General features: G+C 36.4%; 12 protein-coding genes and 1 riboswitch. Of the genes, 7 read left to right on the top strand and 5 right to left on the bottom strand.

What is annotated here, in order from left to right; genetic code table 11:
* Positions 1–154: 154 nt before the first annotated feature.
* The 4 genes from KO02_RS19995 (at position 155) to KO02_RS19980 (ending at position 5,814) form a co-directional block, all read left to right on the top strand.
* On the top strand, positions 155–676 hold the full coding sequence (locus KO02_RS19995) for a 30S ribosomal protein S16 (RefSeq protein WP_038701165.1): 522 nt from the start codon (positions 155–157) through the stop codon (positions 674–676).
* Positions 677–809: 133 nt separating this feature from the next.
* On the top strand, positions 810–1,337 hold the full coding sequence (gene rimM, locus KO02_RS19990; RefSeq protein WP_038701163.1) for a ribosome maturation factor RimM: 528 nt from the start codon (positions 810–812) through the stop codon (positions 1,335–1,337).
* A gap of 158 nt (positions 1,338–1,495) precedes the next feature.
* Positions 1,496–1,601, top strand: a riboswitch (SAM riboswitch).
* A 60-nt stretch (positions 1,602–1,661) separates the two neighbouring features.
* Positions 1,662–2,618, top strand: coding sequence for a methylenetetrahydrofolate reductase [NAD(P)H] (gene metF, locus KO02_RS19985; protein ID WP_038701161.1), 957 nt, complete (start codon positions 1,662–1,664; stop codon positions 2,616–2,618).
* 181 nt (positions 2,619–2,799) lie between these two features.
* A complete protein-coding gene (locus KO02_RS19980) occupies positions 2,800–5,814 on the top strand; it encodes a DUF2723 domain-containing protein (RefSeq protein WP_051960093.1) in 3,015 nt (1,004 codons plus the stop codon).
* Between the two features lie 39 nt (positions 5,815–5,853).
* On the opposite strand, the gene KO02_RS19975 is transcribed toward KO02_RS19980, so the two are convergent.
* From KO02_RS19975 to KO02_RS19960, 4 genes are all read right to left on the bottom strand, one after another.
* Positions 5,854–7,524 carry a glutamine--tRNA ligase/YqeY domain fusion protein gene (locus KO02_RS19975; RefSeq protein WP_038701159.1) on the bottom strand — a complete coding sequence of 557 codons (1,671 nt, stop codon included), beginning with the start codon at positions 7,522–7,524 and terminating at the stop codon, positions 5,854–5,856.
* Between the two features lie 173 nt (positions 7,525–7,697).
* Positions 7,698–8,342: a carbonic anhydrase gene (locus KO02_RS19970; protein WP_038703063.1), complete on the bottom strand. Its 645-nt coding sequence runs from the start codon at positions 8,340–8,342 to the stop codon at positions 7,698–7,700.
* A gap of 94 nt (positions 8,343–8,436) precedes the next feature.
* Positions 8,437–9,975 carry a SulP family inorganic anion transporter gene (locus KO02_RS19965; RefSeq protein WP_038701157.1) on the bottom strand — a complete coding sequence of 513 codons (1,539 nt, stop codon included), beginning with the start codon at positions 9,973–9,975 and terminating at the stop codon, positions 8,437–8,439.
* A gap of 95 nt (positions 9,976–10,070) precedes the next feature.
* On the bottom strand, positions 10,071–10,340 hold the full coding sequence (locus KO02_RS19960) for a hypothetical protein (RefSeq protein ID WP_038703061.1): 270 nt from the start codon (positions 10,338–10,340) through the stop codon (positions 10,071–10,073).
* Positions 10,341–10,626: 286 nt separating this feature from the next.
* On the opposite strand from KO02_RS19960, the gene KO02_RS19955 reads away from it, so the two are divergent.
* The 3 genes from KO02_RS19955 to KO02_RS19945 all read left to right on the top strand — a co-directional run bounded on the left by KO02_RS19955 (position 10,627) and on the right by KO02_RS19945 (position 13,920).
* On the top strand, positions 10,627–12,168 hold the full coding sequence (locus KO02_RS19955) for a helicase HerA-like domain-containing protein (protein WP_038701155.1): 1,542 nt from the start codon (positions 10,627–10,629) through the stop codon (positions 12,166–12,168).
* Between the two features lie 55 nt (positions 12,169–12,223).
* Positions 12,224–13,135: a sugar phosphate nucleotidyltransferase gene (locus KO02_RS19950; RefSeq protein WP_038701153.1), complete on the top strand. Its 912-nt coding sequence runs from the start codon at positions 12,224–12,226 to the stop codon at positions 13,133–13,135.
* A 104-nt stretch (positions 13,136–13,239) separates the two neighbouring features.
* A complete protein-coding gene (locus tag KO02_RS19945; protein ID WP_038701151.1) occupies positions 13,240–13,920 on the top strand; it encodes a TIGR02117 family protein in 681 nt (226 codons plus the stop codon).
* Positions 13,921–14,099: 179 nt separating this feature from the next.
* On the opposite strand, the gene dnaK is transcribed toward KO02_RS19945, so the two are convergent.
* Positions 14,100–16,007, bottom strand: a complete 1,908-nt coding sequence (gene dnaK, locus KO02_RS19940) for a molecular chaperone DnaK (protein ID WP_038701149.1) — start codon at positions 16,005–16,007, stop codon at positions 14,100–14,102.
* Positions 16,008–16,212: the final 205 nt, after the last annotated feature.

Genomic DNA, 16,212 nt, shown 5'->3' with positions numbered 1-16,212 from the left:
TTAGATTGCGTTCTTGGCGATTCCATCATCTTTCTTATTTTGTGGGAGTTGCCCTTTCTTTTTGTCTTTTTACTTTCAATAATCCTTTGTATCTTTGCGTCCCCTCTTGCATGTAGCTCGGGGGATATGTTGAATACATAAATAACAAGAAAACATGGCAACTAAAATCAGATTGCAAAGACATGGTAAAAAAGGACGTCCTTTTTACCACTTAGTAGTAGCAGATGCACGCGCACCACGTGATGGTAAATTCATTGAACGTATTGGTTCTTACAACCCAAACACAAACCCAGCGACTATCGTTTTGGATTTTGAAAAAGCTTTGGATTGGATGAATAAAGGTGCTCAACCTACTGACACAGCTCGTACTATCCTTTCGGATAAAGGTGTTTTATACAAAAAACACTTAAATGGTGGTGTTAAAAAAGGTGCATTTGATGAAGCTGCTGCAGATGCTAAATTTGTTGCTTGGACTGAAGCTAATGATGCTAGAATCTCTGGTAAAAAAGATGGTTTAGCAACTACTAAAGCTGAAGCTAAGAAAATTGCATTAGCTGCTGAAGCTAAGAAAAAAGAAGCAATGGCTGCTGCAATTGCTGCTAAAAACGCTCCAGTTGTAGAGGAAACTCCTGCAGAAGAAACTGAAGCTCCAGCTGCAGAAGAAACTGAAGGATAATTTTTCTTTCATACAGTATCAAGAAAGCCGGTTCACTATGAGCCGGCTTTTTTTTTCAAGAATGTAGTTTCTACTCCTATACATACTGCAATTTTGCAGATATATATTTAAATTTGCCCTTTCAAATAAGAACATGACCATAGAAGAAAGTTTTTACATCGGTTATATTAGTAAAACTCGCGGACTAAAAGGAGAGCTTCAGCTTTTTTTTGAATTTGAAGATTACCAAGATTTGGACTTTGATGTCCTATTTGCCGAAGTCAATAAAAAATTAGTACCTTACTTTGTAGACAATATCAAGTATCAAGCAAATAGTACAGCATACTTGAACTTAGAAGACGTCGATCATATCGATAAGGCACAACCTTTAGTCCGTAAAAAAATATACCTTCCTAATGATAAAATGCCTGAGCGAGATCCTGATGATTTTAGATATACAGACTTAATCGGGTATATAGTCATTGATGAGACGCATGGTGAGCTTGGCAAAATAACACATGTGCAGGAAATGCCTCAGCAATTTATAGCAACAGTCGATTTCAATGGGAAAGAGCTCATGTTTCCATTAAATGATGATTTAATGTTGGGCATTGATTCTGAAGGCCAAGTTTTAGAGGTAGATCTACCTGAAGGATTAGTCGAATTGTATAAAGAGATTTAAGTATTCGGATTAAATAATAAAACAAAAAAGTTATTGCATGAAAATGTAATAACTTTTTTGTTTTATTAGGCATCCGTTGAAATTAGTATTTATTGCCTTATTTAATACAAGCTATTAATATTATTTTGATTATCAATTTCTATTACCGATATTAGCGATGCTTATAGAGAAAGGCAGAGGGAATAGACCCAATGAAGCCTTAGCAACCTGTTATTTTATAAGGTGCTACATTCTACCCCAACTCAGAGATGGGAAAGATAAGTTGAAACAAGTCTACTTGTGCATTTCGATGTAAGCCAACCAAATCACTTTTAAAAAAAATTAATGAAAATCGTTGATCATATCAGTAATGCCAAAGGAAAAACTTTATTTTCTTTTGAATTGTTGCCCCCAGCTAAGGGTCAAGGTATCCAAAGTATTTTTAAAACAATGGACTCACTTATGGAATTCAAGCCTCCCTTTATCGATGTGACTTATCATAGAGAGGACTATATGTATAAGAAGCATGAAAGCGGTTTGCTAGAGCGTGTTGCTTATCGGAAACGTCCAGGGACAGTCGCTATCTGTGCAGCTATTATGAACAAGTATAAAGTGGATGCTGTTCCACATCTTATCTGTGGTGGTTTTACGAAAGAAGAGACAGAGAATGCTTTGATTGATTTGAACTTCTTAGGGATTGATAATGTGTTGGTTTTACGTGGAGATGCCAGAAAAGGTGATGCTGACTTTATTCCTACTGAAGGTGGCCATGCATTTGCTACGGACCTCTTAAAGCAGGTAGATGACATGAACAGAGGTCAATATTTACACGAGGATATTGTGAATTCTGAGAAAACAGATTTCTGTATCGGTGTTGCAGGTTATCCAGAGAAACATTTTGAGGCTCCCAATTTTAATACCGACTTCAAATGGTTGAAAAAGAAGGTCGAGATGGGTGCCGAATTTATCGTTACGCAAATGTTTTTCAATGTAGAAAAATATAAAGAATTTGTCAATAAGTGTAGAGAAAATGATATTCATGTACCTATTATACCAGGGTTAAAGCCTTTGACGACAAAAAAGCAGCTGATTACGTTACCGAAAATTTTTCATTTAGATATTCCAGAAGTATTGAGTGAAGCGGTATCAGGGTGTAAAAATAATGCCGATGTAAGGCAAGTCGGAGAGGAGTGGTTGGTACAACAGTGTAAAGAGTTAATTGACTTCGGAGCCCCAGTTTTGCATTTTTATACCATGAGTAATCCTGGTCCTACTCGGAGTATTGTTGAGAAGTTATTCTAAAGAAAAGTAAATATTAAAAAGAGCCTGCTGCACTTCAGATGTAGTAGGCTCTTTTTTTGTGCGCTGTATTTTTTTGTTAAAAAAGGTTAATCCATATCATATGAAATCTCCTTTTATTATATTTAACTCAAAATCAAAGTGCGAATTGATTTATCGCAGGACTAATTAAACCTTTAAACCGATGAACTATACGAAAGTGAACAATATGTTAGGCTGGCTATGTGCTATCATGGCAACAGTAGTTTTTATTTTGACAGCCGAAAGAACAACAAGTTGGTGGGACACAGGCGAATTTATTGCCTCAGCTTATAAACTTCAGATTGTTCATCAGCCAGGTGCACCCTTATTTCTTATGTTGCAGAATATATTTTCAAATTTCGCTTTAGGTAATGTATCTCAGGTTGCTTTTTGGATGAATGTAGGGTCGGCTGTCTGTAGTGGTTTAACAGTGTTGTTCTTATTTTGGACCATTACAGCTTTAGCTAAAAAAATCACATATTCCGATAATCGCCCACTTGATAGAAACCAGCTTATTAAAATAATGGGAGCAGGTGTGGTTGGGTCTTTAGCCTATAGTTTCTCCGATACATTTTGGTACTCAGCAGTAGAATCCGAAGTCTATGCTATGTCTTCCTTATGTACAGCAGCGGTGTTTTGGGCCATTCTGAAGTGGGAGGTAAGAGCCAATAAACCGCAAGCAGATCGTTGGCTTATTGTTATTGCTTACATCATTGGACTTTCAATTGGGGTTCATCTATTGAACTTATTGGTTATTCCAGCTATAGCACTCATTATTTATTTTAAGAAAACCGAAAGGACGACTTTCTGGGGGATTAGTAAAGCGATGTTGATTGGACTCGGAGTTCTAGCTCTTATTCTCTGGGGAGTAATCCAATACCTCATTAAGTTTGCCGCCAAATTCGATTTATTCTTTGTCAACACCCTTGGATTAGGATTTGGTTCGGGGATACTGGTTTTTGTGGTATTGATTATAGGAACATTAATTTATGGTATCCATTACTCCATAAAAAAGGGGAAAGCAGCGTTGAATACAGCAATTCTGGCTACTTGTTTTATTTTATTGGGTTATAGCTCTTTCACCATGGTTTTGATTCGGGCCAATGCCAACCCCTCGTTAAACAATAATGATCCCGAAAATGTCTTTTCTTTTTTAGGTTATTTGAGTCGAGAACAGTATGAATCAGAACCGTTAATAAAGGGCCCATACTTTGATGCTAACCCAACAGGTGTGAATGAACGTATTGATTATAGAAAAGACAGTCATCAATACGCAGCAATAAAAAGATCTTCAAGCTATCAATTTGATCGAGAGACCATTTTTCCAAGGATTTATAGTCAAAAACCATATCATCAATATTTTTATAAAGGATATTTAGGCATTGAAGAAGGAAGACAAGCAAATTTTGCTGATAATTTAAAATTCTTTTTTAATTATCAGATAGGGCATATGTATGCGCGATATTTTCTTTGGAACTTTGTCGGGCGGCAAAATGATCAACAAGGGAACGGATCATTAGCAGAAGGAAACTGGTTGTCGGGTATTCAAGCGATTGATAATTTGTACTTAGGGGGACAATCTAAATTATCGGATGAAATGATTCATAATCCCTCTCGGAATACCTATTTCTTCCTCCCCTTATTAATAGGGATCATGGGAGCCTTATGGCATTTTAAACGGAATATGAAAGATGCAGCTGTCGTTGGTTTGTTATTTGTTTTTACAGGCTTGGCTATTGTTATTTATCTAAATCAATCCCCTTTGCAACCACGTGAACGAGATTATGCCTATGCAGGATCATTTTATGCCTTCACCATATGGATTGGTTTGGGGGTGTTTGCTATTTCGGAATTTCTCAAAAAATATATAAACGAAAGAAATGCAACGCTGATGGCAACATCATTATGTCTTATTGCCGGTCCCTTGATACTTATTAATCAAAATTGGGATGATCATAATCGATCGGAGAAATCATTGGCAAGAGATGTCGCAAAAAATTATTTGGAAACCTGCGCCCCCAATGCTATTCTATTTACTTATGGCGATCATGATACTTTTCCACTATGGTATTTACAGGAAGTAGAAGGTGTACGACGAGATGTGAGAATAGTAGTGATTAGTTATTTGACTTCCGATAGGTATTTCCGCCAAGTGAAAAGTGGAACTTATCAAGCCGCAGGACTACCTATAACCATTCCGAATGAAAAGGTTGCTAAAGGAATTCGTGAATCTTTGCCTTTCCATGACCTGAATTTGGCGGGTTCTACAGATATTAAATTATTGTTGGATTTTTTATTATCCGATAGTAATGAGAATAAACTTCAAATGCGAGATGGGCAATATGAAAACTTCTTGCCAACAAAGCATTTTAAACTTGCTGTCAATAAAGTTGATGTCATTCAAAACCATGTCGTACCCAAAGAATGGGAAAGTGAAATAGCAAATCATCTGGAGTGGACTTTTAATAATGATTACGTGACACGGGCAGACTTAGGCTTAATGTCTGTTCTTGTCAATAATAATTGGCAAAGGCCAATTTATTTTTCCACTATGGTCCCAAGTGAAAATTTGATGGGATTGGATAAATATATGGTAAATGAAGGGTTTGCCAATCGTTTGATGCCCATAGAAGCAAAACTTGCTGAAGGTGAATCCTTAATAAATGTGGATAATCTGTATAAGAATATTGTTGAAAAATATGCTTGGGGAAATATTCATCAAGCTACTTATATCGATACAGACACCTTTCGTTTTGCCGGCATGTATGCAGAGGAAATTTTCGGAAAAGCAGCAAGAACACTACTTGCACAAGGGAAAACGGAAAAAGCTCGACAAGTAGCTATAAAAGCATTTAACCAATTACCGCAACGATTATATAGTATGTCTGATGTGACGAGCTATGCCGATGTTATTGATACACTTTATAAGACAGGAGAGACAAAATTTGCTAATCAGCTAGTTGATCGTAATATGAAGTTTTTAAGCGAGCATATGGACTATTATCAACAGCTGGCCATAGATAAGCCAGATGCGGGTTTGGAAGTTCGCAATATAAAAACAGCTATTGACTCTGTCGATTTATACGAAAGAATACTTGCAGGTACAAGAGAAAAAGAACGTTATACCTATGTGGCTGATCTGGGGCGAAAGTACAAGAAGATGTATCTCGGAGAGTGATAGATAATAAAAAGGGGAAGCATATGCTTCCCCTTTTTATTACTGTCCTTTTTTTACTTCTTTTGCCCAAGAATCTTTTAATCCAACCGTACGGTTGAAAACTAGATGATCTGGGGTAGATGTCGTATCCAAAGTGAAATATCCTAATCGAATAAATTGATAACCTTTACCTGGTATTGCATTTAATAGATCAGGTTCTATAAAAGCTTTACTGATTTTTAAGCTATCAGGGTTAATTGATTCTTTGAAATTTTCTGCAGCAGTAGGGTTTTCATCGTTAAATAAACGATCATATAATCTAATTTCTGTTTCTTTAGCGTGAGGTACTGAAACCCAATGAATCGTTCCTTTCACCTTCATTCCTGAAGTATCTTCGCCAGATTTTGAATTTGATATATACGTACAATGTATTTCTGTAACTTGACCATTTTCATCTTTAACAAAGTCATGGCATGTAACGATATACGCATTTTTTAAACGAACTGAAAGACCTGGGCCTAAACGGAAAAATTTCTTAGGAGCATCTTCCATAAAGTCATCACGCTCGATCCATAACTCGTTTGAAAAAGGAATCACGCGCGAACCTTCACCACCTTCTACCTCTGGATTGTTTTCACCATGTAGATCTTCGGTATAGTCTGATGGAAGATTGGTGATCACCAATTTAATAGGATCTAATACTGCCATTCTTCTCCATGCCGTTTTATTCAAGTCCTCACGAATACAGAATTCTAAAAGACTGACGTCAATCATGTTTTCGCGTTTAGCGACACCAATTTTATCACAGAATGTACGGATACTCGCTGGCGTGTAACCTCTTCGACGTAAACCTGAAATAGTAGGCATACGTGGGTCATCCCAGCTTTCTACAAATTTATCATTTACGAGTTGTAGAAGCTTACGCTTACTCATAACTGTGTAGGTCATGTTTAAACGAGCAAATTCATATTGTTTAGATGGAAAAATTTCTAACTTCTCAATACACCAATCATATAAAGCACGATGTGGAATAAACTCTAAAGTACAAATGGAATGTGTAATTTTCTCAATAGAATCCGATTGTCCATGTGCAAAATCATACATGGGGTATATACACCATTTGTCACCTGTGCGATGGTGGTGCGCATGTTTGATGCGGTACAATAACGGATCTCTTAAATGCATATTTGGATTTGCAAGGTCTATTTTGGCACGCAATACTTTCTCACCATCTTGGTATTTACCATCTTTCATTTCTTGGAAGAGAACCAAGTTCTCCTCAATACTACGACTGCGGTTAGGTGTTGGCACTCCAGGTTCAGTTGGTGTACCTTTAGCTGCAGCAATTTCTTCTGCTGTGCTATCATCAACATAAGCTAAATCTTTTTTGATTAAATCAACTGCATATTGATATAGCGTGTCAAAGTAGTCGGAAGTATATAATTCCTGAGCCCATGAAAAACCAAGCCATTGAATGTCTTTTTTGATGCTGTCAACGTACTCTGTATCTTCTGTAACAGGGTTTGTATCGTCGAAACGTAAGTTTGTCTGGCCATTATATTTTTGTCCTAAACCAAAGTTTAAGCAAATTGATTTGGCATGACCAATGTGAAGATAGCCATTTGGCTCGGGAGGGAAACGCGTTAATACACGTCCATCATGTGTCCCGTTACGAAGATCCTCTTCGATAATTTCTTCAATAAAATTTAATGATTTCTCCTCGTTTATCATAATACAAAGTTAAGTATTACTTCGAATTATCCGTAGTAGTTATTACATTTTAAAGCAACATCCCTTAAAGTAAGATTTAGTTTATACATTATGCAGAGTTAGAAGCAGTAATAGTAATGTAGGAGAGGGCTTTGGGTTGGCGAAAAGGGTCGGTTAGCCGACCCTTTTGTTTGCTATTTATAGGCAAATACCTGACCTAATGCTTCATTATTAGTGAAGGTTGTATCCAAATCTTCCAGTTGTCCAGTAGCAATGTTAATGACCATACCATGGATAGCCAAAGGCTGTCCCGACTTCCATGCATTTTGCACGATTGAAGTTGTACAAAGGTTGAATACTTGTTCAATAACATTAAGTTCAACCAAGCGGTCTTCTTTTTGTTCTTTGTCTTCAATGGCATCAATTTCTGCAGCATGCAAACGGTAAACATCTTTAATATGGCACAACCAGTTATCAATTACACCATATTGGTTACGACTCAAGGAAGCTGCCACCCCACCACAACCATAGTGACCTGCAACAATGACATGTTTTACTTTTAATACAGATACTGCATAATCCAGAACACTTAACATATTCATATCGGAGTGCACACAGACATTCGCTATATTACGATGTACAAAAACTTCTCCAGGTTTAGTACCTGTTATTTCGTTTGCAGGAACACGGCTGTCTGCACAACCAATCCATAAGATTTCTGGATTCTGCCCTTTTGATAATTGTTGAAAGCGACCCGATTCATCTTGTTTAACAAAGTCCATCCATTCCCGATTTCCTTGCAAAATTCTTTCAAATCCTAATTCTAAATCTTTTTCCATTTTTATATCTTTTGGCACAGCTCATTCTTGATTGAGCAGTATATTGTATCCTTAATAGAGATACAAATCTCGTTAATTAATTGTTTTAATTTTATTATTTTTTCTTGTATTCAACATCCATTAATTCAATGCGTTTTCCTTTTGTCAAGGCATTTTGTTCGAAATCTTTAATGACTTCAATGACATCCTTGTCAATGAATTTACTTCCTGTACCATTAATAACAATAAGGCCAACAGATTTTGGAAGACTATAAAGCTTTTGTTGTATCGGAGCTTTATTTAAGAAAGAAACCTCTTCTGCTAATGTAATGACTGCTTTATCATAATCGTTATGCTTAACGATATCAAATTTGAAAGCATTTTGCATATTGGCCTTTAGGATATAAAAAGTAGCAACAACAATACCGATTCCAACACCCATTAATAAGTCTGTAAATACAATTGCTGTAATCGTTGCAATGAATGGAATGAACTGGTCAAGACCTTTTTTATACATACTAGTAAATAACACTGGTTTTGCTAATTTGTATCCTGTTTGCAGTAAAATTGCAGCTAAGCATGATAGGGGAATAAAATTTAAGACAGTAGGGATAACCAATATGGCCAACAATAGCCAAACACCATGAAGTAAAGCAGATTGTCTAGTTCTGCCACCTGCATTAACATTGGCAGAAGAGCGTACAATAACAGAAGTCATAGGTAAGCCACCTAACAGACCACTTGTTATATTACCCACGCCTTGTGCAATAAGTTCCCGGTTGGTAGGAGTATTTCTTTTGAAAGGATCAATCTTATCAACCGCTTCTATACTAAGCAATGTTTCTAAACTCGCAATTATTGCGATAGTGAAAGCGATAATCCATACCTCTTTATTGATAATCTGCGAAAAATCTGGATGTGTAAAGAGCCCAGTAAACTCAGCAAATGAATTGACGATAGGTATTAAAACAAATTGGGACTCTGCTAATTGAAAGCGCGTTCCATTAAATACATAAGCTAAGCCTATTCCTAAAGCAACAACTATTAAAGGAGCGGGTATGCTTTTTAGCTTAGGTATTTTTGGCCAATATATTAATACGGCTAATGATAACATGCAGATGATAAATGCCCCTAACCCAATTGAAGACACTAAGGTGTCTGTAAATGCACCTACTCCATGTCCATTATCAAATTCAAATGCATGAGCCTCTATCATGCCAAGTGCTAAAGGAATTTGCTTTAATATAATGGTGATACCAATTGCAGCAAGCATACCTACAATTACAGATGAAGGGAAATAGTTTCCTATTATTCCAGCCTTTACTATACCCAGAACCAATTGGATAACACCAGCCAGAAGTACGGCAAGTAAAAACGTTTCATAAGCTCCTAGGCTCTGAATAGCACCTAAAACAATCACTGTCAGTCCAGCTGCAGGTCCGCTGACACTTAAAGGCGATTTACTGATAGAAGAGACGACTATTCCGCCAATCACTCCTGTTAACAATCCTGCAAACAATGGCGCACCAGAGGCCATTGCAATACCTAAACATAGTGGCAATGCTACCAAGAACACCACAACACTAGCAGGTACATCATATTTTAAGTCTCTTTTCGATAGTTTTAGAAAAGCAGACATACGAGTTCCAAACATTAGTTTTTGTCTAAAATTTTATCTGAATATTTTCAATATTTTACTTTAATCAGACCTGAGTAAAGTTGAAGCCGTGCGAAGGCACAGAAGGGAAACTAGCAGTTAGGAGGCGGCGTAGGAACAGAAGGGTGGAAAGCGCGAATACTTTTTTCGTTTTTTAAGTAATGCTTTTGTTTTCCATGATTGTCAGTAATGATCGCCCAGAAATAAGTGTCTTCAACTTTTGAATTAAAGAATTTTGAACCGGTTTCACTATGATCACTATGCGCGCCATTGTTGTTTTCAATTTCTAATTGGAGCACAATTTGAAGAATGGTATGTTGATCTATCAAAGAAGAAAATAGGGGTGTAATCGATATGCTCATCTTTATGAAAAAGATTAAAGCACATAATATCGCCGCTATATTTCTAAGTTTTTTATTAAACATCTTTTTTCAAACTGTTTCTGTTCCCTTTTTTAGAGTATGTAAAAATACATTTTTCATGTTAAAAAATTATAAACTAATCTAAAAATAATCTCTTGCTGACAAAAAAATTACAAAGACTCAATATTTCGTTCTATCTTTAATCTAAGAAATATAACCTGTAAAAGGTGATGATAGTAAAGTAAGTAAAGGTTGTTTTCAGTTTTTAAAATTAGCATTTAATGTAATGGAAGATAAAGCACAATTTATTGAAAAGGTGAAAACATCCTATAGTCCCAAAGGCGCTTATATTTATTTGGGTGCAGGCATCTTGGATGGAAATATTCTATCAGAAGCTAAAGTTAATTTGGCCTTAAAGATGATGAATCGTCATGGTTTGATTGCAGGAGCAACAGGTACAGGAAAAACGCGTACATTACAATTAATTGCAGAGCAACTATCAGATGCAGGTGTGCCTGTCTTTATGTTGGATGTAAAAGGTGATCTATCTGGACTGGCAGTAGAGGGACAGACCAATCAAGCGTTAATTGATCGTGGAAATGCTGTTGGTGTTCCCTTTCAACCGGCAAGTTTTCCTATTGAATTGTTTTCCTTAACAGGGAAAAGAGGAACCACTATGCGGATAAAAGTGTCTGATGTTGGTCCAATTTTATTAGCCCGTATTTTGGAACTAAATGATACACAGACCGGTGTATTAGCTGCAATCTTTAAATATGCACAAGATCATGATATGCCTTTAGTCGACCTGAATGATGTCAAAAAATTATTAAGCTACCTTGCTGATGGTCCAGGGAGTGATGAAATTAAAGATGATTATGGTAAAATTAGTACAGCAAGTTCAGGAACAATCTTACGCAAAATTGTAGCCATAGAGCAACAAGGGGTAGCACATATATTCGGTGAGAAAGAATTTGATATACAAGATTTATTTCGAAAGGTGGACGGCAAAGGAGTAATAAGTTTATTGAACATTTCAGATGTTCAGGATCAACCCGTTCTGTTTTCAACCTTTTTGTTAAGTATTTTAGCACAATTGTTTAAAAATCTTCCTGAAGTAGGCGATTTAGATAAACCAAAATTGGTCTTTTTCTTTGATGAGGCCCATTTGCTGTTTAAAGATGCTTCAAAAGCATTTATGACGCAAGTAGAACAAATTGTAAGATTGATACGGTCAAAAGGTATAGGCGTCTTCTTTTGTACCCAATCACCGACAGATATTCCAGAATCGGTATTAGCACAATTGGGAAATCGTGTTCAACATGCATTACGTGCTTTTACGCCTAATGATGCTGAGAATTTAAGAAAGACCGTAAAAACTTATCCAAAGTCCGACTTTTATGCCATTGATCAAGTGCTAACATCATTAGGGACAGGGCAAGCATTGATTACTGTACTGAATGATAAAGGAATTCCTACTGAAGTTGTGGCTACACATCTTGTTCCAGCTCGTGCAGTGATGGGACCAGCGGATACCAGCACATTTGATCAGCTTGTGTTGCAATCTGATCTGCACGCTAAATACCAAGAACGAGAAGAGAATCGTTCAGCGGCTGAGATTGTAGATGAGAAAATGAAGTATGCAGCTACGGAACAGGAACAACTAAATCGAACAAAAGAGGATGCTAAAGCTTCTAAGCGTGTTTCTACCAGGCAAACACCACTTGAAGCTGCTCAAAAGACCGCTACAACAACCTTGGCAAGAGAGGGTGTAAAATTGTTAAGTAAACTAGCAAGTGGTTTGTTAACAGCTTTCTTTAAGAAAAAGTAATCTAATATTTATATATTTGCATAAATTTAAACTAGAAACGACCTAGAAATTGAATATGAGTAAACCAACTTTATTAATTTTGGCAGCAGGGATGGCTAGCCGTTACGGATCATTGAAACAGATTGATGCTTTTGGGCCTCACGGCGAAACTATTATCGATTATTCTATCTATGATGCTATTAATGCTGGATTTGGCAAGGTAGTATTTATTATTCGTGAAGAATTTTTAGATAAAATGAAAGAAGTTTTTGATGAAAAGTTGAAAGGGAAAATTGAGGTAGATTATGCATTCCAAGATTTTGATTTGAAGAAATTTGGTATTGACCGTGAAATAGAACGTGCAAAACCTTGGGGTACTGCTCATGCAGTTATGAGTGCAAAGAACCAAATTGATGGACCTTTTTGTGTTATTAACGCTGATGATTTCTATGGTACAGATTCTTACCAAAAGATGGCTCAATTTTTAACTACTGAGGTGTCAGATCAGCAAATGGCATTGATGGGATTCCAAGTTGGAAATACATTATCAGATTATGGATATGTATCAAGAGGTGTTTGTGAAGTAAGCGCATCTGGACATATGAATAGCGTTACGGAGCGTACAAAAATCTATTATAAAGAAATTGAAGGCGAGAAGAAAATTGTCTTCGAAGAGGGAGATGTTATTACTGAATTAGATCCGCTTAGTCGTGTTTCTATGAACTTCTGGGGTTTTACACCAAAAGTATTTGATGTAGCTGAAGAAATGTTCAAGGATTTCGTCGAAAATAATGCTGAAGATCCTAAATCTGAATTTTTTATACCATCTGTAGCCGATCATATCGTACAAACAAAACAAGCAGAATTTAAGGTTATTCCAACATCATCAAAATGGTTTGGTGTTACCTATAAAGAAGATAAAGAAATAGTTAAGGCTTCTATCTTAAAGCTTATCGCTGAAGGTGCGTATCCTGAGAAGTTATATTAATACATAATGGTATTATTTTTTAAACCCGTAACAAATGTTACGGGTTTTTTTTATGTTTGAATATTAGAACGTTATTTTGTTCTAAATCCAAGTCCATTATAAATATGAAAAAAGCATTTCAAGTGGTGTTATATATTATTATCGCAATAATTGCAACCATTTTTATTTATTGGTTGTCAGAGCGTGTCTTATCAAGAATAAGCGCACATCGAGACGAGTCTGCCTTGTCAAAAGACATTACCGTGTATATCATGTCCAATGGTGTGCATACAGATCTTGTACTTCCAGTGAAAAATAATCAGATGGATTGGTCTATTTTATTTCCATTAAGTAATAATAAGGGAACAGATACAACATATAGTTATATAGGAATTGGGTGGGGAGATAAGGGTTTTTATCTAAACACACCAGAATGGAAAGATTTAAAGGCTTCTACTGCATTTGTAGCTGCTACAGGGATTGGAGAGACGGCGCTTCATATTACCTATCATAAATCTGTCGTGGAGAGTGAACTGTGTTATAAGTATATGATTGATACTGTGCAATATCAAAGCCTCATTGATTTTGTGAAATCGTCCGTAGAATATGATGCTCAAAATAAGCCAATTGTAATCAATACAAATGCTCAGTATAGTGATTCAGATGCTTTTTATGAAGCTAAAGGGTCATATAGTATGTTTTACTCCTGTAATACATGGACAAACACAGCCTTAAAAAAAGCGAATATGCCGGCAGGTATTTGGGCGACCTTAGATAAGGGGATATTGAGTCATTATAAGAAGTAATAAAGATTGGAGGGGCGATATACTTGTATGCGTTAGGGTAGATAAATGCTACTATAAAGGATTTATATCAATCTTGATAAGCCAATGTGCTGAATATTTCAATGACCTCCATCCTGAGATTAATAAAAAAAAGCTCGAAGATTAATCTTCGAGCTTTTTATATTCTTAGGAAGTATAAGTTATTTAACTTCTTCGTATTCTACGTCAGTTACGTCATCACCACCTTGGTTTCCACCATTGTTTGGTTGTTGACCAGCGTCACCTTGTGGTTGTGAACCACCTTGAGAAGCAGCGTACATTTCTTCAGAAGCAGCATTCCAAGCATTGTTCAATTCTGCAGAAGCAGTATCGATATCTGCAAAGTTTCTAGCTTCGTAAGCAGCTTTCAATTTTACTAAGCCAGCTTCGATTGGAGCTTTCTTATCTGCAGAGATTTTGTCTCCGTATTCTTTCAATTGTTTTTCAGTTGTGAATACTAAAGCATCAGCAGCATTGATTTTGTCAGCTTCTTCTTTCATTTTTTGATCTGCTTCAGCATTTGCTTCCGCTTCTTCTTTCATTTTTTTGATTTCTTCGTCAGATAAACCAGATGAAGCTTCAATACGAATATTTTGCTCTTTACCAGTTGCTTTATCTTTAGCAGAAACTTTAATGATACCATTTGCATCGATGTCAAATGTTACTTCAATTTGAGGAACACCACGAGGAGCAGAAGGGATATCATTTAAATGGAAACGACCAATTGTGCGGTTTTGAGCAGCCATTGGACGCTCTCCTTGTAAACAGTGGATTTCTACTGATGGTTGATTATCTGAAGCAGTTGAGAACGTTTCCGACTTTTTAGTAGGAATAGTTGTATTTGCTTCAATTAATTTAGTCATCACACCACCCATTGTTTCGATACCTAATGATAAAGGAGTAACGTCTAATAATAATACGTCTTTCACTTCACCAGTTAATACACCACCTTGGATAGCAGCACCTAATGCTACAACTTCATCAGGGTTAACACCTTTTGAAGGCTCTTTTCCGAAGAATGCTTTTACAGCATCAACGATTGCAGGGATACGAGTTGAACCACCTACTAAAATAACTTCGTCAATATCAGCAGTACTGAATCCAGCATTTTTCAATGCCGAACGACAAGGGTCAATTGTACGTTTGATTAAATCAGCAGCTAAGCTCTCAAATTTAGCACGAGATAATGGACGTACTAAGTGTTTAGGGCCAGTAGCATCAGCAGTGATGTATGGTAAGTTGATCTCAGTAGAAGTTGTGCTTGATAACTCAATTTTAGCTTTCTCAGCAGCTTCTTTCAAACGTTGCAATGCCATTGGATCTTTTTTCAAGTCAAAGCCATTGTTTTCATTTTTAAACTCATCATTCAACCAGTTGATGATTACGTTATCAAAGTCATCACCACCTAAGTGAGTATCACCGTCAGTAGATTTTACTTCAAATACACCATCACCCAATTCTAATACAGAAACGTCATGAGTACCACCACCACAGTCAAAAACAGCAATTTTCATGTCTTTGTGTGCTTTATCCAAACCGTAAGCTAACGCTGCAGCTGTTGGCTCATTGATGATACGCTTAACTGTTAAACCAGCGATTTCACCAGCTTCTTTAGTTGCTTGACGTTGTGCATCATTAAAGTATGCAGGAACTGTAATAACAGCTTCCGTTACTTCTTGACCTAAAAAATCCTCTGCTGTTTTCTTCATTTTTTGAAGAATCATTGCTGAAATTTCTTGAGGAGTATATTTACGGTCGTCAATTTCTACACGTGGTGTATTGTTGTCGCCCTTTACTATATTATAAGGTACATGTTGCGCTTCATTCACAGACTCATCATATGATAAACCCATGAAGCGTTTAATAGAATAAATAGTTTTAGTTGGGTTTGTGATAGCTTGACGCTTCGCTGGATCACCCACCTTACGTTCTCCACCTTCAACAAAAGCAACGATAGAAGGGGTTGTACGTTTACCCTCATTGTTAGCAATAACTACCGGCTCGTTACCTTCCATTACAGCAACACATGAATTGGTCGTACCTAAGTCGATTCCTATTATTTTAGACATATTATATATATTTATTTTTTACTAATCTAATTGTATAGCTATCTAATCAACCCTTGTGCCAATCATTTTGTTTGCATGAAAATGAATTAAATTAGCAATATCGCGTCATAATTGGTGACAAACTGTCATTTTTATGTTTCTTTGTTGTGTCTGAATTGCATGAATGGCAAAATTTTGTCATATTGCATCCTGCAAAAAAAAACCA

The sequence above is a fragment of the Sphingobacterium sp. ML3W genome, assembly GCF_000747525.1.
GTDB lineage: Bacteria > Bacteroidota > Bacteroidia > Sphingobacteriales > Sphingobacteriaceae > Sphingobacterium.
Note: the sequence above shows the minus strand (reverse complement) of the source record. Positions and strands in the feature narration are given on the sequence as shown.